Here is a 25,276-nt window from a genome sequence, read left to right on the forward strand (position 1 = left end):
GGGACGGGGCTTTTTTGACTGGTATGATTGGTGCGACCATTCGAACCAGCTAAAAGAGCCCGTCCCAAATTGACTATCGAGAGGATCTGCCATGGAGCGCATCGCCAGCTTTTCCGTTGACCATCTGCTGCTTGAGCCCGGCGTTTATGTGAGCCGCATCGACCGCGATCCGGCGACCGGCGCCGCCGTCACCACGTTTGACCTGCGCCTGACCACGCCCAACAAGGAGCCGGTCATGAACACCGCCGAGTGCCACACCATCGAGCACTTGGGTGCGACGTTCCTTCGCAACCATGCCGAGTGGTCGCGCCGAATTGTCTACTTTGGCCCCATGGGCTGCCGCACGGGCTTTTACCTCGTCGTATTTGGCGAAGTGACGAGCGAGGAGATCCTGCCGCTCGTGCGTGAGCTGTTCGAGTTTGTCGCCGACTTTGAGGGCGATGTCCCCGGTGCCGCTCCCGAGGAGTGCGGTAACTACCTGGACCAGAACCTCCCCATGGCAAACTGGCTCGCGCGCCGCTACCTCGACCGCGACTTGGCCGATATCGACGAGAAGCACCTGCACTATCAGCAGGCCTAAGGGCTATATCGCCTAAAACGCGCGCATTGGGCGCCTTCGCTTATACGGGGGCGCCTTTTTGTTGAGTGGTCGGGACGAGCGTTCAAAATCGCTCATGTTTGTTCTAGAATGTTCGTATAGTCACATTTACGAACAGGAGCGAACATGCATATCTACTCTGTTAACGATCCCGAGTTCAAATCCTATGGCAACGTTTGGGATGACGTTCCGTCCGAGCTCACGTCGCCCGTGCTCGAGGCGCTCTCTGCCACGCCCATTCCTGAGGGCAGCAAGTACGTAGCGAGTGCGCCGGAGCTCGAGGGCGTCAAGGATGCCGACAAACTGGGTTTTCTCATGTTTGGCGGTCGTCCCTTCCAGCTCGGCTGGTGCAATGGCCACAACACGAAACTCAACTGTCTGGAGTATCACCGCGCCAGCGAATTCAACCTGGGCGCTCGCGACTTTATCCTGCTTGTGGCGCATCGCTGGGAGATCGAGGACGGCAAGCTCGACACCGCGTGCGTCAAGGCGTTCCGCGTGCCGGCGGGTACGGTCATCGAGGTCTTCAACACCACGCTTCACTACACGCCGTGCATGGTCGACGGCGGCGGCTTCCAGGTGATGGTGGCGCTGCCCGCCGGCACCAACGGGCCGCGCCCCGAGGCCGCGGCCGACATGCCTGCGGTCGGCGACAGCTACTGCTACTGGAAGGCCGACAAGTGGGTTCTCTGCCACGCCGACAGCCCCAAGGCAGCCGAAGGCGGCTACGTAGGCCTCATCGGCAAAAACCTCGACATCACCTGCGACTAGAATCTTCTGTCTCGATCTGTAACATCTAGCGGGCTAAATCGCCTCTACCTGTTACAGATCGAGACAAACCGTAGAGGGCCGCCCGAAAAATCTCAATCTGTAACACCAAACCCGATTTTGACGGCCTAGCTGTTACAGATCAAGACAAACCGGCCCAAACCACCACAAAGGTACCTGTCCCCTTTGTGGTGGTTTGGGCAGGCGGGTATCAAAAAGTGTCAGACGGGGGCGGCCGGTAGGCGCCTGCGCGCGAAAAGAAGTATCGACTTGTGCTGTTGCCGTTGAGCGACGCACTGTTTGCAGGGATACTGAGCCTACGACAAACAACGTGTGAAAGGATCGATGCATGGCTTTCCGTAACGACTTCCTGTGGGGCGGCGCAACAGCTGCCAACCAGTGCGAGGGCGCCTACAACGTGGACGGCCGCGGCCTTGCCAACGTGGACGTGGCTCCGCACGGCCCCGAGCGCTATGCGGTGGTCTCCGGTCAGCGCAAGATGCTCGACTTCGAGGACGGCTATTACTATCCCGCGCAGACCGGCATCGATTTCTATCACCATTACAAGGAGGATATCGCCCTCTTTGCCGAGATGGGCTTTAAGACCTTCCGCATGAGCCTGGCGTGGACCCGCATTTTCCCCAACGGCGACGAGACCGAGCCCAACGAGGCCGGCTTGGCCTTTTACGAGGACGTATTCCGCGAGTGTCAGGCGCACGGCATCGCGCCGCTCGTGACCATTACGCACTTCGACTGCCCGATTCACCTCATCAAGGAGTATGGCGGCTGGCGCAATCGCAAGCTCATCGACTTCTACAAGAACCTCGCGACCACGATCTTCACCCGCTACAAGGGCCTGGTGAAGTACTGGCTCACCTTCAACGAGATCAATATGATTCTGCACCTGCCGTTTATGGGTGCCGGTCTGGTCTTTGAGGAGGGCGAGAACAAAGAGGCCGTCGAGTACCTGGCCGCCCACAACGAGCTCGTCGCCAGCGCTTGGGCAACCAAAATTGCCCACGAGATCGACCCCGAGGTCAAGATCGGCTGCATGCTCGCCGCGGGTAGCTACTACCCCTACAGCTGCCGTCCGGGCGACGTGCGCCAGGCGCAGCTCGATAACCAGAGCAACTACTTTTTTGTCGACGTCCAGAGCCGCGGCTACTACCCGGCCTATGCGCTCAAGAAGCTCGAGCGCCTGGGCATTGACGTCGGGATGACCGATGAGGATCGCGAGATCCTGGCCGCCAACACCGTCGACTTCATCAGCTTTAGCTACTACAGCACCCGCTGCTCTGCCGGTGCCGACAACCCCGATATCGAGCGCACTCAGGGCAACGCTTTCGCCGGCGCCAAGAACCCCTATCTGCAGGAGAGCCAGTGGGGCTGGGCTATCGATCCGCTGGGCTTCCGCATCACGCTCAACGACCTGTACGACCGCTATCAGAAGCCGCTGTTTGTGGTTGAGAACGGTCTGGGCGCCAAGGATGTTGTCGAGGAGGATGGCTCCATCAACGACGACTACCGTATCGACTACCTGCGCCAGCACATCGCTGCCATGCGCGACGCGGTGACCGAGGACGGCGTGGACCTTTTGGGCTACACCACCTGGGGCCCGATCGACCTCGTCTCTGCCGGCACCGGCCAGATGTCCAAGCGCTACGGCTTTATCTACGTCGACCGCGACGACGCGGGCAACGGCACCCTCAAGCGCTCCAAGAAGAAGAGCTTTGATTGGTATAAGAAGGTAATCGCCTCCAACGGCGAAGACCTGGCCTAAGGGCCTGAGGCACTCAACCTTGGGGCTCCAACCCTCCTCGCGTACCTAAAGTACGCTTCGTCGGGCTTGTCGCTCCCAATCTTGAGCACCTCAGGCCCTTAGGAGGTAGACCTGACCGTCGCATTTCGAAAGTCATGCTTTATAACGTTCTAACCAAGGCGCCCGGCGAGCAACTTATGCCCGCCGGGCGCCTTGTTAAAAGAAGTGAAAGAAAGCAAAAGAAGTTAAAGCTTGCAAAAGAAGTGAAAGCGGGATGGCAGTAGTCATCGGGGACGTTCTTAAACGACTAGTCGTCGGGGACACTCCTTGCCGAGCCGGCAGTCTACGTCGTGCTCTTTCTGGGCCAGACGGCTCAAAAACGCTGCACGCGTGGACTGTTGGGGCCAAATATGCGGCATTTCGAGCACGGCTTCGATATTGGGACTGATTCTTTATTAAAATAGTTTTACAGACATTTGAGTGCGGGGGGGGGGATTCATGAGAGGCATGGGAGACGCAGCCGCATACTTGCGTCGGGGCATTCGGGAGATTATATGCCTGGCGCTGTTCTATTTTACGTATTTGGCTGGCGAGTATCTTTTTGACGTGCGCGTTGCCGAGTTTGTGCCGCCGAGCGAGGTCAGTGTCTACGAGAGCTTCATCGTCGGTGCGAGCGTGATCGGCTTTCTTGTGCGCCCCCTTCTGTACTACCGCCGCCCCCATGCGATCGATACGACGAGCGACGTCACGGGCGTGCTGCTGGTATCGGCATTGCTGCTGCTGATTATGGCTGTTCGGTTTGAGGTGGTAATCGCTGGCGGTTTGATAGCGTGCTGCACGCTGGGCTACTGCGGATCGACCGCCCATGCCAACTTTGCGCGACGCTTTGCACGGACGCCGTATTTGGCGCGCGCGGCGGCGCTTTCGTATGCCCTGGGCGTTCTGGTGCAGGTGCTCAACCATATGGTGATGCCCGCGGGAATTCCGCAACAGTTTGTTCTTGTTTCCTGTGCGGTTGTGCAGGTGGCGCTGCTCCACGACGCTCGTCGTGCCAAGCTGCGCGGTGAATCTGAGCCTGGGAGCGAGTCCGATATCGCCGAGCTTTCGGTGGATGCGTCGGAATTTGGCGCCAAATGGCAAGACGATTCTGAATCAACGGCGGCTTTTCGGCGCGCCGTGGTGCGTTTGACGGTCGCAATCGCCTGTCTTGCTGGCGTGTTTGCCGCCCTCAATGCGGGGCTCACGACCTCGCACGCCGCCGGGGCCATCGACTTGGGCGATTGGCCGCGCTTGCTGATGGGCGTGAGCGCTCTAGTCGCCGGCGCCCTATTTGACCTGCACGGTCGTTCGTATATGAACATCACCATGACTTGCACTGCCATGTTGTCCACGCTTTCGTTCTTTGTCTTGCTCGTCGACGGCAATGGCGGTAATGCGCTTGCGGCCATGGCGATTTTCTATCTGGGTTCGGGCTTCTTCGTGGTGTTTTCACGACGAAATTTGCTGCCATTTCGGTTTATGCGCACTGGTCGTATCTGTGGCCGTGCATGGGTCGTGTCATCAGCAACGTTTGCGCGATGCTCGTGACGGCGCCGGCGGTGGCGATTGTCTCGAGCCAGAACGTGCTGCTGGCGGTGAGTGCGGTGCTCGTGCTGTTTGTGGGCATTGCGATTTCGCTGCTGGGGCAGTCTGGGCATCGGACCGATGACGCTGCGGCGCCCGGCGAGCTGGCGTTTGCTGCCGATGATCTTGGTGCGGACCGCGCGTCTGCTCAGAGCGAGCCCGATTTCGCGGAGGTTCCGGAGCTCACGCTCGGCGAGCGGCTCGATGCCTTTGTCGCCGCCTTTGAGCTTACAGAGCGCGAGCGCGATATTTTGGAGGCCTTGGTCGCATCGCACGAGAGCGTTCAGGACATCGCCGCAACGCTCTTCCTTTCGCGCTCCACGCTCTACCGTCATATCGCCTCGATTAACAAAAAGACCGGCGCCGCCTCGCGCGTGGCCCTTATCAACTTCTTCTGGTCTTGGACACCAAATGATTAGTTAATTTGGGACGGGGCTTTTTTAGCTGTTTTGGGCCGCTGCGGCCAGCAGGGACGGGTCGCGGCGGCCCGGGCATTCTTGACGATAGTTCCGGCGACGCTACAGCAGCTCGCCGTGGCGGGCGATGTAGTGGTGCTTGGCCAGCTGAGTGAGTGCGATGTAGGCGGCGACGATGCCGATGAGCAGCGCGAAGAAGCTCGTTGGCAGCGGCATGAGCCCCAGTGCATCGGCGATGGGGCTTGCCGGCAGCCAGGTGACGAGCGCCAGGCCCAGCACGGTGAGTACGCACAGCGCGGGGGCGGCGTGGTCGCGCGGGCTCGGCAGGCGCGGGGAGCGCAGCATGTGGATCACGAGCGTCTGCGACCACATGGACTCAACGAACCAGCCGCTCTGAAAGAGCGCCGCAAAGGTCGCCATGCCCGCGACGTCGCCCGCGGCGGCAAGCTCGGACCAGCTCGTGCCCACGGCGGCGGGGCATACCACAAAGAAGAGCGCGGCAAAGGTCACAATGTCAAACAGCGAGCTCACGGGGCCCAGCTCGAGCATAAAGCCCTTGATGGACGCGGCGTCCCAGGCGCGCGGACGGGCAGTCCAGGCGTCATCGACGGTGTCCCACGGCAGCGCGATGCACACGATTTCGTAGACCAGCGACAGCAGTACCAGCTGCAGGGCGCTCATGGGCAAAAACGGCAAGAACAGGCTCGCGACGGTTACGGACAGTACGTTGCCAAAGTTGGAGCTCACCGTGGTCTTGAGGTACTTGAGCAGGTTGCCGTAGGTGCGGCGGCCTTCGATGATGCCGCGCTCGAGCACGCCCAGGTCCTTCTGGAGCAAGATGATATCGGCGGATTCCTTGGCGATGTCGACGGCGGAGTCGACCGAGATGCCGCAATCGCTCGCACGCATGGCGGCGGCGTCGTTGATGCCGTCGCCCATAAAGCCCACGGTGTGACCGAGCAGCTCACGCATGACGCGCACCAGGCGCGCCTTCTGCAGCGGCGAGAGCTTGGCAAAGAGATGAGTTTTCTCAGCGCGCTCGGCAAGCTCGGCGTCATCGAGCGCATCGATCTCGGAGCCCAGCAAGACGTTGCTCGCGTCGATACCAATCTGTTCGCAGACGGTTGCAGCGACGCGATCGTTGTCGCCGGTCAGGACCTTGACCGCTACGCCCTTGGCCTCGAGGGTGGCGACGGCGCCCGCGGCACTTGCCTTGGGCGGATCGAGGAAGGCCAAAAAGCCCATCAGTACCATGTCGCACTCGTCGGCGATGCCAAACTCGCCCACGCAGCGCGGATTGGTCTTCTGCGCCACGGCAATCACGCGCAGACCCTCGGCGTTGAGTCCGGCGACCTGCTTGCGAATCTGGGCGAGCTCCTCGTCGGCGAGCGGCTGGACGATGCCGTTGACCTCGACAAAGGAGCAGATCTCGAGCATTTCCTCGGCAGCTCCCTTGGTAACCATCTGGGTTTTGCCTTGGGCGTCGGCGACAACTACGCTCAGGCGGCGGCGTGAGAAATCGAAGGGCACCTCGTCGACCTTGGTATAGCGGTCGCGCAGGCTCTGGCCCAGCATGGAATCGGGCACGACGGTCGAGGGCGTCACGTCGGCACGGTCGATTACGGCCAGGTCGATAAGGTTCTTGAGGCCGGTCTGGAAGAAGCTGTTCAAAAATGCATGGCGCAGTACGCGTGCGTCCTCGTTGCCGTCGGTGTTGAGGTAGCGCTCGAGCACGATGCGGTCTTCGGTGAGGGTGCCGGTCTTGTCACAGCACAGGACGTCCATGGCACCCAGGTTTTGAATCGCCGGCAGGTCCTTGACGATAACCTGGCGACGGGCGAGGTCCTTGGCGCCCTGCGACAGGCTCGTGGTCACGATGACGGGAAGCATCTGCGGCGTGATGCCCACGGCCACGCTCGTGGCGAACAGCAGCGCGTCGATGACGTTGCCCTTGGTGGCGGCGTTGATGGCAAAGACGGCCGGCGCCATAACGAGCATGAGGCGTATGAGCAACATGGAGACGCTCGAGACGCCGCGGTCAAACGCACTCTTCTCGCCGCGCCCGTTGAGCATCTTGGCGATGCCGCCCAGGTAGGTGTCCGATCCGGTAGCGACGACAAGTGCCATGGCGCTGCCGTTTTGCACGGAGGTGCCGGTAAAGACGATGTTCTTGCAGGCAGAGAGCGGTAGCGCGGAGCTGTCGGCACCCTCGATAACCGTGGCGGCAGCGGTCTTCTCGACGGCCTCGCTTTCGCCCGTGAGCGCTGACTCGATCACAAACAGGTCGCGCGCGGTGATGATGCGGGCGTCCGCCGGTACCATATCGCCGGCAGAGAGGTGGATCACATCGCCGGGGACGAGCTCGTCGAAGGGGATCTCGAGACGCTCGTCGTCGCGCAGGGCGCAGCAGGTGTTGGAGACCAGGTCCTTGAGGGCCTCGGCTGCATTGCCGCTGCGGGCTTCCTGGATAAACTTCATGCCGCCCGATACCAGCAGCATGATGCCGATGACGATGACCGTGGAAGGGTCGCGCTGCGGCTCGGGCACGGCGAGCACGTCGATGTAGAGCGAGACCAGCGCGAGCGCGGCGAGGATGCCGGCGAAGGGATCGATGAACGCGTCGGCGATGCGGCGGGCGAGCGTTTTGGTCGGCGCCTCGATGGTGTTGGGCCCGGTGGCGTCTAGGCGCTCGGCGGCGTGCTCGGCAGTGAGCCCGTCGGCCGTGGTGTCGAGCAGCACGAGGGCGTCCTCGGCGCTATGGGTGGCGGCGAATATGGTGTTCTTTGACAGGCCGGCGTGAGCGGCGGGGCGCGCCGTGCGGCGGCGCTTGGAGATGGCTTCGAGTACCGTGGCGGTTTTGAGCATCAGCATAGGGTCCTCCTTGTTGAAGGGAGTTAGCGTACGTGTCGTATTTGCTTTAAAAAACCTAGATGTCGCTCACGTCATACTCGCGAACCACCACAAAGGGGACAGGCACCTTGGTGGTGGTTTTGACGATCGGTTAGTGGCGCTTATGCGTGCGCGGAATCCTCGCGGCGTGCCGAGGGCGACATGCAGGTTTTTCGACTATGACTGCCTTCCATGGCACACCTCCTTAAGGCCGGGCGCGGCGCGCTTCGGGCATCTCGTGCCCGTTTGAATCCGCCCGTATTCTTGATGAGGGGGTTTGCCGTGTCAACCCCATTGTTCGGAAAATCATCGCCCCTGACAAAGCCTTTACAGAATGTCGCGGTCTCAAAGCGCGCCCGCAATGAGCCCTGCCTGCGCTAAACTGGAAGGCACGTACGCGAACACGAGAGGAGCCCGCATGGAGGCTTACAAGCAAGAGTTCATCAAGTTCATGGTCGAGTCCGACGTCCTTAAGTTCGGCAGCTTTACGCTCAAGAGCGGCCGTCAGTCCCCGTTCTTTATGAACGCCGGCGCTTACGTGACGGGCTATCAGCTCAAGAAGCTGGGCGAGTATTATGCCCAGGCCATCCACGATAACTTTGGCGACGACTTTGACGTGCTGTTTGGACCGGCCTACAAGGGTATTCCGCTGGCTGTTGTTACCGCCATTGCCTACCACGAGCTGTACGGCAAGGAGGTCAAGTACTGCTGTGACCGCAAGGAGGCCAAGGACCACGGTGCCGACAAGGGCAACCTTTTGGGTTATGAGCCCCAGGACGGCGATCGCGTGGTGATGGTCGAGGACGTGACCACCTCCGGCAAGTCCATCGACGAGACCTATCCCAAGGTCATGGCTGCGGCCGATGTCGAGATCAAGGGCCTGATCGTCTCGCTCAACCGCATGGAGGTCGGCAAGGGCGGCGTGACCACCGCTCAGAAGGAGATTGAGGCCAAGTACGGTTTCCCCGTCGCGAGCATCGTTTCCATGGCCGAGGTCGTCGAGACCCTCTACAACCACGAGATCGACGGCAAGGTCGTCATCGATGACGAGCTCAAGGCCGCCATCGACGCTTACTACGAGCAGTACGGAGTTAAGTAGGTTCCGCCGTTCTGCCGAACGGCGGACCGGCCGACGCTGCGCGGGCCGCATTTGGACAATCTGACGTTCAACTTCAAGGGCGCGACCAGAAGGTCAGCGCCCTTTCGTTTCACGTCACCTTGTCTCAAATGCGACCCGCTCGCTGTCGTTGCCAAAACATCGGCGTTGCCGTTGCTGTGGGGGTACTCATTGGGTACTCATTGGGGACGTACTTAAATGAGTGCCCGCAGAGTGAGAGTGGATAATCTCCCGTTTTTGGCCTGTTTGCGGGCTCAAAGTGGGAGATTATCCACTCTCGTCATTTTGGCACTTGGGGACGTTTCTTTTGTGCCGGCACCTGGGGACACTCCTTGCCGAATGTGGGCGCCGCCGGTTGCTACGCGACGGTGATGGCGATCTGGGCGTAGCGGGTGCAGGGGCGCTCGGCGCGCGTCTGCACGCTGAGGGTGAGCACGAAGCGGTCGCCTGGTCGTGCGTCGGCGGGCACGATGAAGGCGGTGTCCACCGTGCATTCTTGCCAAAGCGACAGATCTTGGGCGCCCGCATAGCTCGACGGGCCTACGGCGACATCCCAATGTGCGTCGAAGCCGCGGTCGTCGGGGTCGACAATCGTCGCTGCAAGGGCGACGCGCTCGCTAGCAGCGGCGCTACGGTCGGCCGTAACCTCGACAACATACGCCGGATGCGAGCAGACTGCCGGATCGTGGGCACACCATTGCGCGCGGGCGGCAAAGTCTTCCTGATAAGCGCGCAGGTAGGGATTGGGATTGTCGTCTGCGGGCGTGCTGATAGCGGCAAAACCGGCGGGCGCGTTTGCATCAGGATGCCCATCAAGAAACATGCGGCCGAGCAGTGTGTCGAAGCCGCGGTCGTCGATACCGCGCAGGCCAAACGGCAGCAGCGGAATATAGGTCATGCTGTCACCTTCGGCCATAAAGTCGCCGCGCTCAAACTGCATCGCGGGCATGCCTTCCAGACCCCAATCCAGACGGGCATGCTTGCCAAACTGAAAGCGCTCGGGCTCGTTTTCGTAGACCTTGCCATCGCCATAGAGCATATAGCGCGCCATGAGGGGGCCGTTGCCCTGCGTGAGGTTCTGTGCAGGCCAAGGAGCCTTAAACAGCCGCAGCGTATCGGGCTGAGCCGTCTTGGCGTCGACATAGCCGCCATACCTATAGGGCACGCGCCAAAAGACGAGCTTGGGAAAGAGCTCGCGCCCATGGTCGAGCCATGAGTTGTCCTGGCCTACGCCATTGGCAACCCCCATCACGCGCACCTTCTGATAGATCCGCTGCTGAACGGCGGGCCACTCGGGTGTGGCGCGATAGCGTTCGGAAATACTCATGAGGGCGCGAACGATAGTGTTCATACCGCCCCAGCTGAGCAGCCACAGCGTGCGGGGATCGTCATCCATGATGGCGTCGGCGATGACGCGCGAACCGGGCGTTTCCTCGCGCACGTCGCCCTCAAAGGCGGCGTTGCCCATATAGGTGCGCTCGATCATCTGAGCGGGCGTGGGGAAGGACGGCTCGCCGGCGGCAGCGGCGTTGGCCTGCAGCTGCGGCCAGGCCTGGGCATACTCGTTGCTCCACAGGCTTTCGATCCAACCCTCGGGGAATGGACGGTACTCCATGAGCGAGCCAGCTTCGGGGTCGGGCTCGTGCGGAACGACGTCCCAGGTATAGGAGCGCACACCTTTGGTCCGCCAATGCGGATTCACCTCGCCCAGCGTATGGACACCATCGCCAAGAAAGTGATATTGCGAAGCCGTGTACACCACAGCCTGCACATCGAGCACATTGAGATACAGAGCCAAATGAACCAGAGAGTTCATATCATCGACTTCCATATCGGTGGTGACAATCACCCGAGTCAAATTCTGAGACATAGGAACAACTCCAACCACGATTTTTTTTCAGCCAGTTACGCGCAAGGCAAGACGGGACCCACGCTCACATCGCCACCGACCCGGCGGTCCGCCGGAAGCGCCCGGCCAGCGTTTCGAACAACGTTAGCTCAGGGTGCCCCGCCCTTTAGTTTTGTGAACATTCCGCAGCGCGGGCCCGTTTATCCGATGCTCCGAAGGAGCAGGATGAACGGGCCCATGCGCGAGGACGTTCACAAAACTAAAGGGCGGGGCACCCGATGGAATGGTTACCTCGAAACCCTGGCCGACCACTCCCAGCAGCCCACCGGCTCGCCGTCGATGAGTACGTTGCCCCCGTCGAAGTCTTGATAACACAGGTCGTTGAACTGGTGGATCCACACGCCGTGGTTGAATATCTTCTTGGCCGAGCCGTCGGCCTCGCGGTACACGCCGGTCAGGTCCTCGACATGGCTAAAGTAGGTGAGGTGCACGTTGGCGCCGGCATCACGCAGGCGCGCCGTGAGCGGCAGCACCGTCTGCTGCGGGCACACGAGCTCGTCGCCCTTGGAGTGCGTAAACCACAACGGCGTCTTGGAGAGTGCGGCCACGTCCTCGTCCGTGGCGTTGTACCACGGCGCGCAGCAGGGAAGGCCCGCGGCGAAGAAATCGGGGTAGTCGGCGCACAGGCGCAGGGTCATAAAGCCGCCGTTGGAAAGACCGGCGACCACGATGCGATCGGTGTCGATGCGGTCGGCATGCTCGGCGACAAACTCGTCGATGAGCGCCTTGAGCACGGGGGAGTAGATGCTCTGGTTGGAGCGACCGAGTTGCTCGATGCCGTTGTCCATCCAAAAGGTGGGCGACTGCGGCACGAGCACCCAGGCAAAGCCGCCAAAGTAGCGCTGGATCTGCTTTTGTGAGAGCGCTGTCACGCGGTTGCCGGTGTAAGCACGCGTCGCGCCCTCGCCCTGCGTGGCGCCCTTGCCCTCGCCGGCGCCGTGCAGGTACACGATCAGCGGCGCCTTCTCGACGGCGGGCGTGTCCTCAGGCGCAAACGGGTTGAAGAGCGCGGAGTCAGCGGGCTCAAAGCTCGGCTCATAATAGCCGTACTCGAGCGCGATGCCGTCGACGGGCGTCTGCTGCACGGCGTTATGCCAGCCCTTGAGCGCGGGGCAGATGTCGCCGCGGCTGCGGTCGAAGACGAGACCTGCGGTGGGGTCATCGCCGTCTTCGCCCGGGAGCGCCACAAGCTGCGTCACGCGCAGGCGGTTCTCTATATAGCGCGAACCCAGCACGCCACCCTCGATCTCTTTGGTGAGACGCACCTCGGGCGTCTCGAGCGCTACGTGTGTGCCCTTGGGCAGGCGCTGGCCGTTCTCATCACAGGGGTAGGTGGCGAGGACCGGCACGTAGCCCACGGAGGGCGCCGCGTGATCGGTCCCGTGCTCCTTGCGCATCAAGACCTCGCCGGCGCGCTCGTGGCGGGCACAGTAGATATTGAACGTGTGCTCGTTCACGTCGTTGGCGCGCACGGTACAGGGCAAGTCGAGTACGACCTTGCTGATCCAGGGGCCAAAATCGCCCAGCGTGGTGACGGTTGCGTAGGTACACGATTTGAGTTCCATGAGCTACTCCTTTGTGCCGCAAGTACTAAACAAGAGCGGCAATACAGACTAAACATGTTTAGTTTAATGCAGAACTGTAGAATGAGCAGATGAACTCGGTAAACGGTAAAACTGAACACGCAATGAACTACTAAACAGACGTTTACTATTAACTAGCAGGACTTTTGTTGAGGATCCAACAGGTTATAGAGGTGTTTATCAAAATAAAAGCCCACGTAAATAGCCATATATCAATATCGGGTCAAATAGACGATCTTCTACCGTCTAAATACGCTTACCCCCGATTTCCTACCGTTCACCGGACTCTAGACGGCAGAATTGCCACAAATGAGGCGCTCCGTGTAAACTAAAGTCCGTAAACGTTCAGTAAACACAATGTTTACGACGACGTATCCAAGGGTTCGGTAACCGTAAGGGGTTATAGTCACCGGGCCAAAGGCGTGCCTACGCCCAAGCGGATAGGCACACGAAGATATGGGGAGGGGTCCCATGGCAGTAGATAACAAGCAGATTGCCACCGATGTCCTCGAGCTCGTGGGCGGTGCGGAGAATGTTACCGTCGCCACCAACTGCATGACGCGCCTGCGTCTGACGCTCAAGGACAACAGCAAGGCCGACGTGGAGAAGATCAAGAAGGTCAAGGGTGTTCTGGGTTGCCAGTTCGCCGGCAGCCAGCTCCAGGTCATCATCGGCCAGAACGTGCCCAAGGTGCTCGCCGAGTTTGTGGCCATGTCCGGCGTCAAGCAGGGCGAGGCCGTCAACGAGAACCTCGACGCGCCCAAGGAGAAGTTCGAGCTCAAGAACCTGCCGAACATCATCCTCGACTATCTGTCCGGCTCCATGACCCAGCTCATCCCGCTGCTCATGGCCGGCGGTCTGTTCCGCACCATCGCCGCGGTCCTCGGTCCCACCATGCTCGGCGTGCTCTCGGCCGACGACCCGACCTACACCTTCCTCTACACCACGCTGTACGAGGCAACCTTTACGTTTATCCCCATCTATCTGGGCTATGCTGCGGCTAAGAAGCTCGGCGCCAGCCCTGTGCTCGGCATGCTCCTCGGCGGCGCTCTCATGGCCCCGTCCGTGGTGACGGCCGCTACGCAGGAGGGTGGCGGAATCATCTCCGTCTACGGTATCCAGATCGCTGCCGCCAACTATCAGCAGTCCGTTCTGCCGATCATCCTTTCGGTGCCTGTCCTCTACTTCATCGAGAAGTTCTTCAAGAAGGTCATGCCCGACGTGCTCTCCACGGTCTTCACGCCGTTCTGCACCATGATCGTCACGATCCCCATTGCCTTCATCGTCCTTGCCCCCGTCGGCAACGAGATCGGTTCCCTCATCGCAAACGCTCTGTTTGGCCTGGCTGATATGGGCGGCATCGGCGTCCTCGTCGTCATGGCCGTGCTCGGCGCCTTCTGGCAGCTCTTCGTGGTCTGCGGCATGCACATGCCCGTCATCCTGCTCGCTCAGGTTCAGATCATCGCCGCCGGCTTCGATCCCTTTGTCTTCGTTTCCACCAACTGCGCCATGGCCGCTGTCTGGGGCTGCGCCTTCGGTGCTTTCCTCAAGATGAAGAACCCCGACGAGAAGTCCCTTGCCATCGGTTACGTCATCTCCGCTATCGCCGGCGGCGTCACCGAGCCCGCGCTCTTCGGTATCCTCATGCGCTTCCGTCGCACCATGTTTGGCATGTTCATCGGCGGTGCCATCGGCGCTGTGTTCTCCGGCCTCATGGGCGTTACCTATTACCTCGCAGGCGGTGCCTCCAACTTCCTGGTCTTCACCAACTACCTGCAGGGCGGCCAGATGAACACCGTCTGGGCTATCGTCGGTATGGCAATCTCCTTTGTCATCGCCGCTGCCGTCGTCTTTGTCTCCGGCTTCTCCAAGGAGGAGCTCGCCGAGATGGAGGCCTAAGGCCAAGCCATTCGGTCTAAAAAGACCCCTACACGACAGGGCCCCGTCAGGCGCAAGCCCGGCGGGGTCTTTTTTGCAAGGTAGACTGATTGGGGGCGGATGAGATCCGCCCGCGAGGAATTGCCAAGTGCCGAGGGCTTTCGCGCGGGGCTACCGCGAAAGCCCCCGGCGGTTCGCAACTCCTTTGTCAAACGAAAGGACATGCAGATGAGTTTGGGAAAACTGACCGTTAACGGTCGCCAGGATGGCTTCTTGTGCGACGGCAAACCATTCTTTTGGTTTGCCGATACGTGCTGGAGCGCATTCACGAGCATCACCGAGGTGGATTGGGACTACTACCTGACCCGCCGTGCCGAGCAGGGCATGAACGTACTGCAGATCAACACCCTGCCGCAGTGGGACCGCTGCCTGCCCGATCTGGGTATCTGGCCCTACGCGAGCGAGGACGGCGTTCACTTTGACTGGAACGCGCCCAACCAGGAGTACTGGGACCGCGCCCGCCGCATGTGCGAGGCAGCTGTGGAGCACGGCATTCGCCCGGCGCTCGTGCTCATGTGGTGTAACTACGTGCCCGGTACCTGGGGCGCCAAGATTGCCGAGCGTTGCGGTGCCGAGATTATGCCGCGCGAGGAGGTTCGCGCCCACGTTGCGCGTGTCGTCGAGAACCTGGGCGAGTTCGACCCCGTCTACGTGGTGACGGGCGATACCGACTTTGCCAGTGGCGAGGCGATTGCCTATTACGAGGAGGCGCTCGACGAGGCCGCCAAACTGGCGCCCGAGGCCCTGCGCACCATGCACATCAACCGCGGCAACCGCAGCCTGCCCACGCAGTTTGCCAAGCGCCTGGACTTTTACATGTTCCAGCCCGGGCACAACTACGAGGGTCAGCCCGAGGCCTGGAAGCTCCCCGAGGACTTCCGCGCCAACTATCCCAAGCGCCCGATGGTCAACTCCGAGCCCTGCTACGAGCAGATGGGTGCGTCGCGCAACGTGTACTGGCGTTTTACCGCGCAGGATTGCCGTGCAAGCGTGTGGTCGAGCATCCTGGCCGGTGCCTCGGCGGGCATTACCTACGGTGCGCACGGCGTGTGGAACTGGCAGACCTCTCAGAGCCGTGGCAGCGTCCTTGGCGAGGGCTTTGACATGCCGTTCCGCTGGCAAGAGTGCCTGCAGTTTGCGGGCGTGTGGGACTTTGGCCTGATCGAGCACGTGCTGCGCGGCCTGGGTGCCACGAGCGCGGATGGGGCGGTAGCTGTTGAACCCGCGCAGGAGTTGCTCGACGACGCACGCGAGGCCATCCGCGTGGCGCGCGTGGGCGAACGCGTGGTGGTCTATCTGCCGAGGACCACGTCCGTCAAGCTCAAACTCGAGGGCGGCACCACCGCCTGGAATGCTGTGGCGTTTGACCTAGAGAACAAGCGCGTGGCAAACCTGCCGGTTGTGCCCGTCGACGGTGCCGTGCGCGTGGCCCAGCATCCCTTCGAGCACGATGCACTCCTGGTGGTCTCGCCCGCTCAGTAGCGCGCGGTTCCAACGCGACCGGCGGCAAAAAGGCCCGAGTAACGACTACAGAATGAGGGTGGATAATCTCCCGTTTTTTGCCTGTGTACGGGCTCAAAGTGGGAGATTATCCACCCTCGTCATTTAAGTGACCAAAAATCCTCTCTCGTTTTATTTGAGCCCGGGCAGCTTGGTAAAGGGGAAGGACTGCTCGAGGAACTCGGAGCAGCGGGCGTAATCTTTGGCAAAGTAGCTGCTGTAGAGCGAATCGAGTACGTATTGCACGGCGATGTGGCTGGCAAACTGCGTGATGCGGTGGCTCAGGCTCTCGATATCGCTTACGGTGAGATATGCCGCAAAGCCGGGGTGAATGCGGGCACAGTATGGCGTGCCGATGACGATGACCGGGACATGTCGACTGCAGAGGATCGGCAAGATCTCCTTGAGGTTGGGGGCAAGGCCGCTGTAGGAGATGACGATTGCCACATGGTCGGGGCCCGAGGCGAGCGCCGTGCGCACTTGGGCCTCGATATTGTCGTAGCACGTTGAGCTCTTACCGGCGGAAAGCAGGCGATCGCGGAACATTCCCGCCGGATACAGGTTGTGCGAGCCCGTGTAGATGTCCACGGTGCCGGCGCGTAAGACGAGCTTGGCGGCGTAGTCGAGCTGTGCCGGGTCGAGGATTTCGCGCGTCTCGGAAAGCGTGGTCTCGTACAGTCGCGCCATGCGCTCGGAGATCTCCTGGGCGCTGGAGGTCGCATCAAAGGGAAAGTTGATATCCACCTCGGGGGCGGAGTCTGCGCGCGAGGCTGCGCGCATCAGCTCGACCTTGAGTTCTTTGAAGCCCTCGAGGCCGAGCTTTTTGCAAAAGCGGTGGATGCTCGCAACGGAGACATTGGCCTGGCGCGCAAATTCCTTAATGGAGAGCCCGCGGACGTCCTCGCCCATGGCGAGAACCGTCTGCCCGAGCTGCTGCTCGGTGGGGGTGAGCTCCTTGCCCTGCGTGATCTTGCGCTTGATGTCCATATGACTCCTATGCGTTCGTGTCGCTATGTATCAATCATAGCGGTAAACAAAACGCCGGGGAGCAAGCCCTTTCTATGGTCCGCCGTTCTAACGAACGGCGGACCGCTTGACGCTGCGCGGGCCCCAAGCACCCCATCTTGCCGCTCAGCTTCGACGGCATGGGCAAAAGCCCTATGCCGCCTTGCTTCGTGGCAACCTGGGGCACTTGGAACCCGCTCGCTGACTTAGATTCAACCAAGGATTTTGCCTTGATTGAAGTGGGCTTCGATGCCGTTAGCCAAGCAGGCGCACGGGGCCGAGCAAGCCGCTGGGTCCGGAGGGTTCGGTGAGGGCGAAGATGTCGGGGATGGCGTGGTCGAGGGTGTTGATTACATCGATTGTGAGCGCATGTTCACCGGCGGCAAGGGTGCCGAGCTCAAAGCGGTAGGGCGGACAGATGCGGCAGCCCAGATCCGCGCCGTCAAGTGCGACCGTGGCGGTCTCAAAGACCTCGCCCAGGTCGAGCGCGGCGCCGGCGAGGTTCTCAGCAACGGCAAAGCTTGCCTGGTAGCGGAAAGTGCCTGCCTTGCCGGGGAATTCGGCGCAGGAAAGATCGTGCAGGTCGCCAAGCTCGACGGCCTCGTCAAAGACCAGGTGCGTGGCATCGGCGTCGGGCGTGGCAAAGGAGACGTTCCAGGGGCCGTCAACGCGCATGACCTCACGCTCGGCATCGGAGTTTCCGCGCTCGGCGGCAGCGGGCGCCTCGGCCCCGAGCACCACAATGCAGCTCTCGTAGGGCGCGAGCTCAAGCGTGCCGTCAAAGGCGACGGGTGCGCTGCCGTTGAGCAAATCGAGGCGCACGCCGTGCACGGGCGCGCCGTCTGCGAACTCAACATGCGTGTGAATGCCCTGCTTGGGATGCTCGTTTACCAGCATGAGGTAGCTCTCGCCGGCGCGGTCGTAGCGAAGCGCGCGCAGCCACGGCTGCGGCTCGGTGCACGACACGGTCTGCATGCCGGCTGCGGCGAGCACGCTCGCAAGCTCGGAAGTGGCAACAACACGCACACGTGCAAGCTCGCTGGCCTCCACGGGGGCAAAGCCCGCGCGGCTGGCAGCTTCGCCGTCATAGCGCTTGCTCGGCAGCTTATCCAGGGCATATACGCCAGCGCCTGCGGCCGCAGCGCGCGCGGCAAAGTTGAGTACGGCCCCGCCGGCATATTCGGCGCCGGGCATCACCAGACAGCGGTACGCCTGGCCGTTCACGCTAAAGCCGCTGCTGTCTGCGGCGAACTCCACGGAGTAGCGTTCGGTATCTTCAAACGACTCGGCCGGCACGATATCGAAATCGATCTGCGCGCGCACGAGCTCGGCGGCGGCATGCTGCATAAACGAGGCCTCGCCCGCCCACTCGGCATCGGCGTGGTACAGAAGCGCCACCGGCGTGGCGGCCCGCCCGCCCGAAAGCAGGCTCGAGGTGCGGTTCATGTAGCTCATGAGCTTGCCAAAGTGCGCAAACTGGGGGTTCTGACCGTGCGCGTAAAAGTGCGGCGGGCAGTCGAAATCGGGGAAGGCGGCCATGCTAAAGGCGTGTGGCACAAACCAGTTGACGCCGCGCACCATAACGTGGTCGGCGATCCACTTCATCTCGCGCAGGCCCTCATGCCAGCCAAAGGCGCCAAATACCTCGGCCATGCAGCAGCCCTGCTTTTTGGGGTCGAGATGCGCTGCCGAGGAGCCCAGCTTGGGCAGCACGTAGTTGTAGAACTCCAGGTCCCACACGCCGCGGCCGTAGGAGTGGAGCCCCCGGTCCATGCCGGGGATGAGCTGGTTGATCACGATGTCCACGCCCGCCATGTCCTGGCCGCCCACGGCGCGGAAGTAGTGGCCGGCGCCCACACCCAGGCGCGCGTGGCAATCCTTGTCCTCGATCACGTGGCCGATATACTGCACGCCGTGCGCGCGGCACCAGTCGCCGAGCTGGTCGCAGAAGCACTCCTTGTAGAGCGTGCTCGCAATGTCCATGTACGCGTGGCGCACGTGCGCGCCGGCGTCCTTGCGATCCCACAGGTGCGGGAGCTCGTCCAGGTAGCGCTCGCCCAGCGCCGCACGCAGGCGGCGCTCGAGCTCGGCCGACCAGGGCAGGGGCGCGGTGGCCTTACCGATGAGTGTGTCGGAGATGCCGTTGGCGCCGGTGACGCCCTTCTCGTTGGCAAAGCCGGGCTCATCGGAGAAAAAGCCCAGGATGGTCTTGCCAAACTCATCGCCCAGATGCGCAAAGTGCGGCTTGTACACGGCATCGATGAGCTGCGCCACCGAGGCACGGTCGACCATGTTGATGTAGTCCTCGTTGTAGGAGGTCTTGCCGCTCGTGAACATCACGCACGCCTGCGTGGTGCCGGCCGGTGCGTCAAAGACCAAGCGGCAGGGCATGCCGTGCTCGTCCTCGATTACGCGGTGCTCGACCTCGACGGTGCGCCCTTCCTGCATAAACGTTACGCCATAGAAGCGCTCCGTCTTGTCGAACATGTTGGTGAGCGCGATGCTCGCCTGCGGCGTGGGGCCCACCACGTCGATGGTGCGGTGGGTGAGAACGATCTTGCGGAGCTCGGGCGCCGCCTCCTTGACGGCGCCGTTGGCGTATCCGGTGGGAAAGTGCGCATCGTCTAAGATCCAGATTTTGAGGCCCAGCTGCTTGCACGTGTCGATCACAAAGTGCAGGTCGCGCCACCAGCCCTCATCGCAAAAATCGGGATGCGGGCGGCTCTCGAGGCAGACCTCGTGGATATCGGCGCCGGCAATCTTCTCCAGATATTCGGCAATGGTCTGTTGGTCCTCGCCCTTCATCCACAAAAACGGGAGCACGTGGTTGTCATAGGCACCGTTGAGCACCTGCTGGTAGTACGCGGTCATGGATCCTCCTTGCAAGCCGATGGTGGGCAGCGTATGTTGCATGACTCCATTCTGGCGTGCGGGCGATGGCGTGCTAATATCCAAATCACGACAGAATATGACCGAATCAACGATTGGTGGGGCCATGGAGATCTTGGAGCTCGAGCGCCGGCTGAGCGAGCTGAGCGCCAGCGAGAGGCGATATAGGGACGAGGCTCCCTTTGACTGGTCGATCATGACCGAGCGCGTTGAGGTCGATGGACGGTCGGTGCGAAAGATCGGGCAGATGGGGGCGGAATATGCTCAGGCCGGAATGCCAGCTGGCCTGATGATCAGGAGAAACTCGCGCTTTAACGCGGTACCCGAGCATGTGCACGACTACGTTGAGATCAGCTATGTGTACCGGGGGCGCTGTCCGCAGACGGTTGCGGGGGAGAAGCTCGTGCTCGAACGCAACGAGGTACTGCTGCTCGATGCCGCCTGCCCGCACGCGGTGGCGGCGCTCGGCGAGGATGACATCATGCTAAGTATGACCGTTTCACGTACCTTTTTGCAGCGCGGCCTCGAGGCGAGCCTCTCGCGCGAGAGCGCGGTCTCGCGGTTTTTGTTCAACGCGCTCAACAGCGAGACCGACCATCGCGGGCACGTGCGCTTTCGCTGCGGGGAGAGCCGGCGCGTGCGGCGCTACATGCAGGAGATGCTCTGCGAACGCTACGAGCCGAGCCTCAACAGCGCCGAGATCGTTCTGCGCCTGTTTCAGCTTCTGTTGGCCGAGCTCATGGATTGCTACGAGCACGAGCTCGTGCGCGGCGCGGCGGCGGGGCGCGATGAGTCGGGGCGCGCGGCCTCGCTCGTGGCAGGGATGCTCGGCTACATCGAGCGCTCGTTTGCCACCTGCTCGCTCGAGGAGATGGCGGCACGCTTTCATGTGAGCCCTAACTACGCGTCGGCGCTGCTCAAGCAGCATGTGGGAAAGACCTACCGACAGCTGGTCCAGGAGCGCAGGCTCGCGCGTGCCGCGGAGCTCTTGCGCACGGGTGCCACGGCCGAGGCGGCGGCGCGTGCCGTTGGCTATGAGAACATGAGCTTTTTCTATCGCAAGTTCCGCACCGCCTACGGCTGCACGCCGGCAACATACCGTGGATGAGCAAGGCGGGGCGGGCTTTTAGCTATCGATATGCCACATCTAAATAGGTCGTTTCGTTTCATCCACCCGGGTTGGAGGGTGGCCGTCAGGTCGATTTTTGCCTCGTCTAGACCTCGGTATCAAAAAGTGTCAGCCGGCGGACGCGCTGGGGCGAAAAGAAGTGTCCAATGCGCCGCCTCCGCGCCTTGGGCGCCCGGGCGCGCGCGATACTCAGCTCAGCACATAAAACCCGCTGCGAGGAGGCACATATGGGATTTCCCGAGGGATTCTTTTGGGGCGGCGCCACGGCCGCAAACCAGTTTGAGGGCGCATGGAACGTTGACGGCCGCGGCCCCAGCGTAGACGACCACTTCCTGGGCGGCAGCTACAAGGAGCCGCGTCAGATTACGCTCGACATCGACCCCAACCGCTTCTACCCCAATCACGACGGTATCGATTTCTACCATCACTACGAGGAAGACATCGCGCTCTTTGCCGAGATGGGCTTTACCATGTTCCGCATGTCCATCTCCTGGAGCCGCATTTTCCCCAACGGTGACGATGCCGAGCCCAACGAGGCCGGCCTTGCCTTCTACGACCGCGTCTTCGACTGCCTGCGCGCACACAACATCGAGCCGCTTGTTACGCTTAGCCACTACGAGATGCCCTATGCCCTGGTCGAGAAGTACAACGGTTGGGAGAGCCGCGAGCTTATCGGCTTCTTTGAGCGCTATGCCCAGACCGTGCTCGAGCGCTATCACGACAAGGTGACCTACTGGCTCACCTTCAACGAGATCAACTGTGGCACCCTGGACCTGGGCAACCTCTTTGAGACCAGCATGATTCGCGGCTACGAGGGCCCGGCCTCCGGCGCCCACACCACTCCGCAGCAGCGCTTCCAGGCCCTCCACCACCAGTTTGTGGCGAGCGGTCGCGCCATCCGCTATGCGCACGAGCACTTCCCCAAGCTCAAGATGGGCAACATGGACTGCTTTATCCTGTCCTATGCCGCCACGTGCGACCCGGCCGACGTCCTTGCCACCCAGCAGGAGATGAACACCATGAACTGGTACTGCTCCGACGTGCAGGTGCGCGGCAAGTACCCGTTCTACGCCAAGCGCTTCTGGGCCGAGAACGGCATCGAGCTTAACATCGCCGACGGCGACCTGCAGGACATCGCCGACGGCAAGGTTGACTTCTACACCTTTAGCTACTACATGTCGGGCACCGTGGGCACCCATAAGGACCACGAGATGACCGAGGGCAATATGGCCTTTGGCGGCAAGAACCCCTACCTCGAGAGCACCGACTGGGGGTGGCAGATTGACCCGACGGGCCTGCGCATCGCCCTCAACGAGATCTACGCCCGCTACGAGATTCCGCTGATGGTGGTCGAGAACGGCATGGGCGCCTACGACGAGGTGGAGGAGGACGGCTCCATCCACGACCCGTACCGCATCGCCTACCTCCAGAGCCATGTCAAAGCCATGGGCGAGGCCATCGAGGACGGCGTCGACCTGATCGCCTATACCTGGTGGGGTCCCATCGACCTGGTCTCCGTCGGCACCGGCGAGATGCGCAAGCGCTACGGCTTTATCCGCGTCGATAAGTACGATGACGGCACCGGCACCTACGAGCGCCGCCGCAAGGACAGCTTCTTCGCCTACCAGAAGATCATCAAGTCCAACGGTACCGAGGGCCTGGCTTAATTGACAAGATGAGTGCCACCGGGGAAAGCCTTGGTACGGGCTCGCGATTCGAGTCCCCACCTTAGCATTTGAACCATTTGGCACTATAATCACCATAGGCATGCGCATAACGTTGCGCTTGATCAAGAGGAGAAAACGTATGGGTCTGTTTGACATGTTCAAGAAGAAGGCTGAGCCCGCGGCTGCCGCTGCTCCGGCCTCCATCTCTGCTTCTGCCGGCGCCGACGTGCTGTGCTCGCCCGTCAAGGGCAAGGTCATCAAGATGGCCGACGTGCCCGATCCCGTCTTTGGTGGCGAGGTTCTGGGCAAGGGCTGCGCCGTGTGGCCCGAGGACGATCTGGTCTACGCTCCCTGCGACGGCAAGGTGACCGTCACCATGGGTCACGCCGTGGGCCTGCAGTCCGATAGCGGCATCGAGGTTCTGGTGCACGTTGGCGTCGATACCGTCAACATGAACGGCGACGGCTTCGAGGGCTTCGTCAAGGCCGACGACGTCGTTAAGGCTGGCCAGCCCATGCTCAAGATCGACCGCGCCAAGATCGCCGCTGCCGGCTACAAGGACTGCGTCGTGGTGGCCGTGTCCAACACCGCCGAGTTCGCCGACGTCGAGCTCGCCGTCGAGGCTGACTCCGCTGTCGCCGCCGGCGATGCCATCGTCAAGGTCGTCCGCAAGTAGTCTGCGGCAACATAAGGGTGTTTTGGGGTGGTCGGGTTATCCGGCCGCCCTTTTTTATTGCAATGCGGCGGAACGTTTTATTGCGCGTTGGGCGGACCGGTAAACCGTTCGGACGTTAAATCGAGCCGACTGCGCCTTTGCTTTGCCGGGGGTGTTCGTTATCGGCTAATATGGCCTTATTGTTACGACGCGCACCGCGTCGGGAAGCGCGGTGCCGCTTGTTGGGAGGAATGTCATGAAGAAGAAGCTGCTGCTTGCGCCCCTGATGGCTGTTCTGGTCGCGTGCGTGGTTGTGCTTTCCGGCTGCGGAGGTCCTTCGGTTGAGGAGCTCATCACCGAGGATCTTACGACGCAGTTTGACGAGGTCAAGAACGGCGGCGACGACTTCCTCGCCGGCCTGGAAGAGGCCTCGGGCGACGAGTTCGAGCAGCTGGGTATCGATCCCAAGGAGTACGCCAAGAGCTATCTCGAGGGTTTTGACTACAAGATCGGTGACGTGACGGTCGACGAGGACAAGGGCACCGCAACTGCCGAGGTCACCATTACCTGCAAGTCCATGAACCAGATCGTTGAGGATTTTGCCACCCAGTATCAGGAGAAGGTCGCCGCGCTCGATTCGATGCCTTCCGATGACGAGCTGTACAAGATGGCCGGTCAGGTTATGGTCGATGTGACCAAGGCTGCTAAGACCAAGGACACCAAGGTCACCTTCAAGTATTCCTGCAATGACGATGGCGAGTGGTCTGCCGACGATTCCGCAACCACCGAGATGATGAATGCGATGATGAACTAGGGGGGTTACGCGGGCACCAGAGCGACAACTTGTCATTCAAAGAGGACGGCATGACCAGAAGGTCTATGCCGTCCTCTTTTCATGCCAATTTGTTCGCTCTGGTGCCCGCTCGCTGTCCGTCCTCTACCTGCGACGTTGCCATGGTGCTGCACTTGGGGGCGTTCCTTTTCTGCCGGCAGTTGGGGGACATTTCTTTGGTGCGGGGGACGGCTAAAAGAGTTCCGTCCCACATTAGCTGCCCGTGGGAGGGATGGGCGGTTACTCGCCCAGTACCAGCGCCGTGAGCTCTGCCTGGGTGTCCACCACGTAGTCGGCGCCGGCGGCTTCCAGCTCTGCGCGGCCGCGGAAGCCCCAGCTGACGCCCGCACTCTTAAGGCCGGCGTTGTGGCCGGTCAGGATATCGACATTGGAATCGCCCACATAGAGCGTGGTTGCCGGATCGGCACCCAGCTCTTCCATCACATGCAGCGTGACGGGCGCTTCGGGCTTGGGCGGAAACGCATCGACACGGCCCTGCACCAGCGCAAAGCGCTCGGAACCAAAGTATTTCTCGATAAGCGGAGCCGCCGAGACGTGGTCCTTGTTAGTGAGTACGGCAAGCTGCACACCCGCGGCGCGCAAGCGGTCGAGCATCTCGATCGTGTCGGCATAGGGGGCGGTGTGGTCCTCCTTGTGCTCGCCGTAGTAAGCCCTAAACTCGGTAAGCGTCTGCTCAAACATACGGCCGTCGCCCGCATACTCGGCGGGCATAAAGCGCTCAACCAGCTTGAGCATGCTGTTTCCCACCTTGTAGCGGTACTCGTCGACGGCAAACGTAGGCCAGCCGTGCGTCTCGCAGGTATGGTTGCCGGCGGCCGCCAGGTCCTCGAGCGTGTTGAGGATGGTGCCGTCAAGGTCAAAGATCACGGTGGAAAAAGCTGCCATAGGTACGCTCCCATCTATATAGCTCACGCAAACGGCAACCATAATAGCGCGTGCCGCCCAGCCGGGAATGGGCGGGTCAAAAGTCCCGCGGGG

The 25,276-nt window shown here is 61.4% G+C and carries 18 protein-coding genes; 12 read left to right on the plus strand and 6 right to left on the minus strand.

The features are described 5' to 3' along the window. Positions 1-91: 91 nt before the first annotated feature. The 5 genes from DXD48_RS06845 to DXD48_RS06865 all read left to right on the plus strand — a co-directional run bounded on the left by DXD48_RS06845 (position 92) and on the right by DXD48_RS06865 (position 5,167). On the plus strand, positions 92-580 hold the full coding sequence (locus tag DXD48_RS06845; RefSeq protein WP_117564519.1) for an S-ribosylhomocysteine lyase: 489 nt from the start codon (positions 92-94) through the stop codon (positions 578-580). Positions 581-724: 144 nt separating this feature from the next. Next, on the plus strand, positions 725-1,369 hold the full coding sequence (locus DXD48_RS06850) for a DUF4867 family protein (protein WP_117564520.1): 645 nt from the start codon (positions 725-727) through the stop codon (positions 1,367-1,369). Between the two features lie 346 nt (positions 1,370-1,715). Further along, a complete protein-coding gene (locus tag DXD48_RS06855; protein WP_117564521.1) occupies positions 1,716-3,146 on the plus strand; it encodes a 6-phospho-beta-glucosidase in 1,431 nt (476 codons plus the stop codon). Between the two features lie 477 nt (positions 3,147-3,623). Further along, complete coding sequence (locus tag DXD48_RS06860) at positions 3,624-4,712, plus strand: hypothetical protein (RefSeq protein ID WP_147324153.1); 1,089 nt, start codon at positions 3,624-3,626, stop codon at positions 4,710-4,712. Beyond that, positions 4,673-5,167, plus strand: coding sequence for a helix-turn-helix domain-containing protein (locus tag DXD48_RS06865; RefSeq protein ID WP_117564523.1), 495 nt, complete (start codon positions 4,673-4,675; stop codon positions 5,165-5,167). Before DXD48_RS06860 ends, DXD48_RS06865 begins: the two co-directional genes overlap by 40 nt. A gap of 99 nt (positions 5,168-5,266) precedes the next feature. Here the strand turns inward: DXD48_RS06865 and mgtA are convergent, their stop codons facing one another. Then, complete coding sequence (gene mgtA / locus DXD48_RS06870) at positions 5,267-8,035, minus strand: magnesium-translocating P-type ATPase (protein ID WP_117564524.1); 2,769 nt, start codon at positions 8,033-8,035, stop codon at positions 5,267-5,269. 436 nt (positions 8,036-8,471) lie between these two features. Between mgtA and pyrE the strand changes: the two genes are divergently transcribed. Beyond that, the gene (pyrE, locus tag DXD48_RS06875) at positions 8,472-9,152 is read left to right on the plus strand and encodes an orotate phosphoribosyltransferase (protein ID WP_117564525.1); all 681 of its coding nucleotides are present in this window, start codon (positions 8,472-8,474) and stop codon (positions 9,150-9,152) included. Positions 9,153-9,528: 376 nt separating this feature from the next. Here pyrE and DXD48_RS06880 read toward each other — a convergent pair whose 3' ends face one another. Together DXD48_RS06880 and DXD48_RS06885 are read right to left on the minus strand one after the other, a co-directional pair. Then, complete coding sequence (locus tag DXD48_RS06880; RefSeq protein ID WP_117564526.1) at positions 9,529-11,040, minus strand: nucleoside hydrolase-like domain-containing protein; 1,512 nt, start codon at positions 11,038-11,040, stop codon at positions 9,529-9,531. A 266-nt stretch (positions 11,041-11,306) separates the two neighbouring features. Then, positions 11,307-12,644, minus strand: a complete 1,338-nt coding sequence (locus DXD48_RS06885; RefSeq protein ID WP_117564527.1) for a prolyl oligopeptidase family serine peptidase — start codon at positions 12,642-12,644, stop codon at positions 11,307-11,309. A 489-nt stretch (positions 12,645-13,133) separates the two neighbouring features. Here DXD48_RS06885 and DXD48_RS06890 point away from each other — a divergent pair, with 489 nt between their 5' ends. Both DXD48_RS06890 and DXD48_RS06895 read left to right on the plus strand, forming a co-directional pair. Beyond that, complete coding sequence (locus tag DXD48_RS06890) at positions 13,134-14,561, plus strand: PTS transporter subunit EIIC (protein ID WP_117564528.1); 1,428 nt, start codon at positions 13,134-13,136, stop codon at positions 14,559-14,561. 207 nt (positions 14,562-14,768) lie between these two features. Then, positions 14,769-16,082, plus strand: a complete 1,314-nt coding sequence (locus tag DXD48_RS06895) for a DUF4038 domain-containing protein (protein WP_117564563.1) — start codon at positions 14,769-14,771, stop codon at positions 16,080-16,082. A gap of 150 nt (positions 16,083-16,232) precedes the next feature. Here the strand turns inward: DXD48_RS06895 and DXD48_RS06900 are convergent, their stop codons facing one another. Both DXD48_RS06900 and DXD48_RS06905 read right to left on the minus strand, forming a co-directional pair. Beyond that, positions 16,233-17,087, minus strand: a complete 855-nt coding sequence (locus tag DXD48_RS06900) for a MurR/RpiR family transcriptional regulator (RefSeq protein WP_117564529.1) — start codon at positions 17,085-17,087, stop codon at positions 16,233-16,235. Between the two features lie 273 nt (positions 17,088-17,360). Then, positions 17,361-19,976, minus strand: coding sequence for a glycosyl hydrolase (locus tag DXD48_RS06905; RefSeq protein WP_158548949.1), 2,616 nt, complete (start codon positions 19,974-19,976; stop codon positions 17,361-17,363). Positions 19,977-20,100: 124 nt separating this feature from the next. Between DXD48_RS06905 and DXD48_RS10020 the strand changes: the two genes are divergently transcribed. The 4 genes from DXD48_RS10020 to DXD48_RS06935 all read left to right on the plus strand — a co-directional run bounded on the left by DXD48_RS10020 (position 20,101) and on the right by DXD48_RS06935 (position 24,259). Further along, complete coding sequence (locus tag DXD48_RS10020) at positions 20,101-21,102, plus strand: AraC family transcriptional regulator (RefSeq protein ID WP_158548950.1); 1,002 nt, start codon at positions 20,101-20,103, stop codon at positions 21,100-21,102. A gap of 248 nt (positions 21,103-21,350) precedes the next feature. Beyond that, a complete protein-coding gene (locus DXD48_RS06925; protein WP_117564532.1) occupies positions 21,351-22,790 on the plus strand; it encodes a glycoside hydrolase family 1 protein in 1,440 nt (479 codons plus the stop codon). 139 nt (positions 22,791-22,929) lie between these two features. After that, entirely contained in the window at positions 22,930-23,466 is a 537-nt protein-coding gene (locus tag DXD48_RS06930) for a PTS glucose transporter subunit IIA (protein ID WP_055310775.1), read from the plus strand. Between the two features lie 235 nt (positions 23,467-23,701). Then, complete coding sequence (locus DXD48_RS06935; RefSeq protein ID WP_117564533.1) at positions 23,702-24,259, plus strand: hypothetical protein; 558 nt, start codon at positions 23,702-23,704, stop codon at positions 24,257-24,259. 258 nt (positions 24,260-24,517) lie between these two features. Here the strand turns inward: DXD48_RS06935 and DXD48_RS06940 are convergent, their stop codons facing one another. Further along, complete coding sequence (locus DXD48_RS06940; protein ID WP_199407918.1) at positions 24,518-25,183, minus strand: HAD family hydrolase; 666 nt, start codon at positions 25,181-25,183, stop codon at positions 24,518-24,520. Between the last annotated feature and the right edge of the window lie 93 nt (positions 25,184-25,276).

The organism is Collinsella sp. TM05-37 (assembly GCF_003436455.1).
Lineage (GTDB): Bacteria > Actinomycetota > Coriobacteriia > Coriobacteriales > Coriobacteriaceae > Collinsella.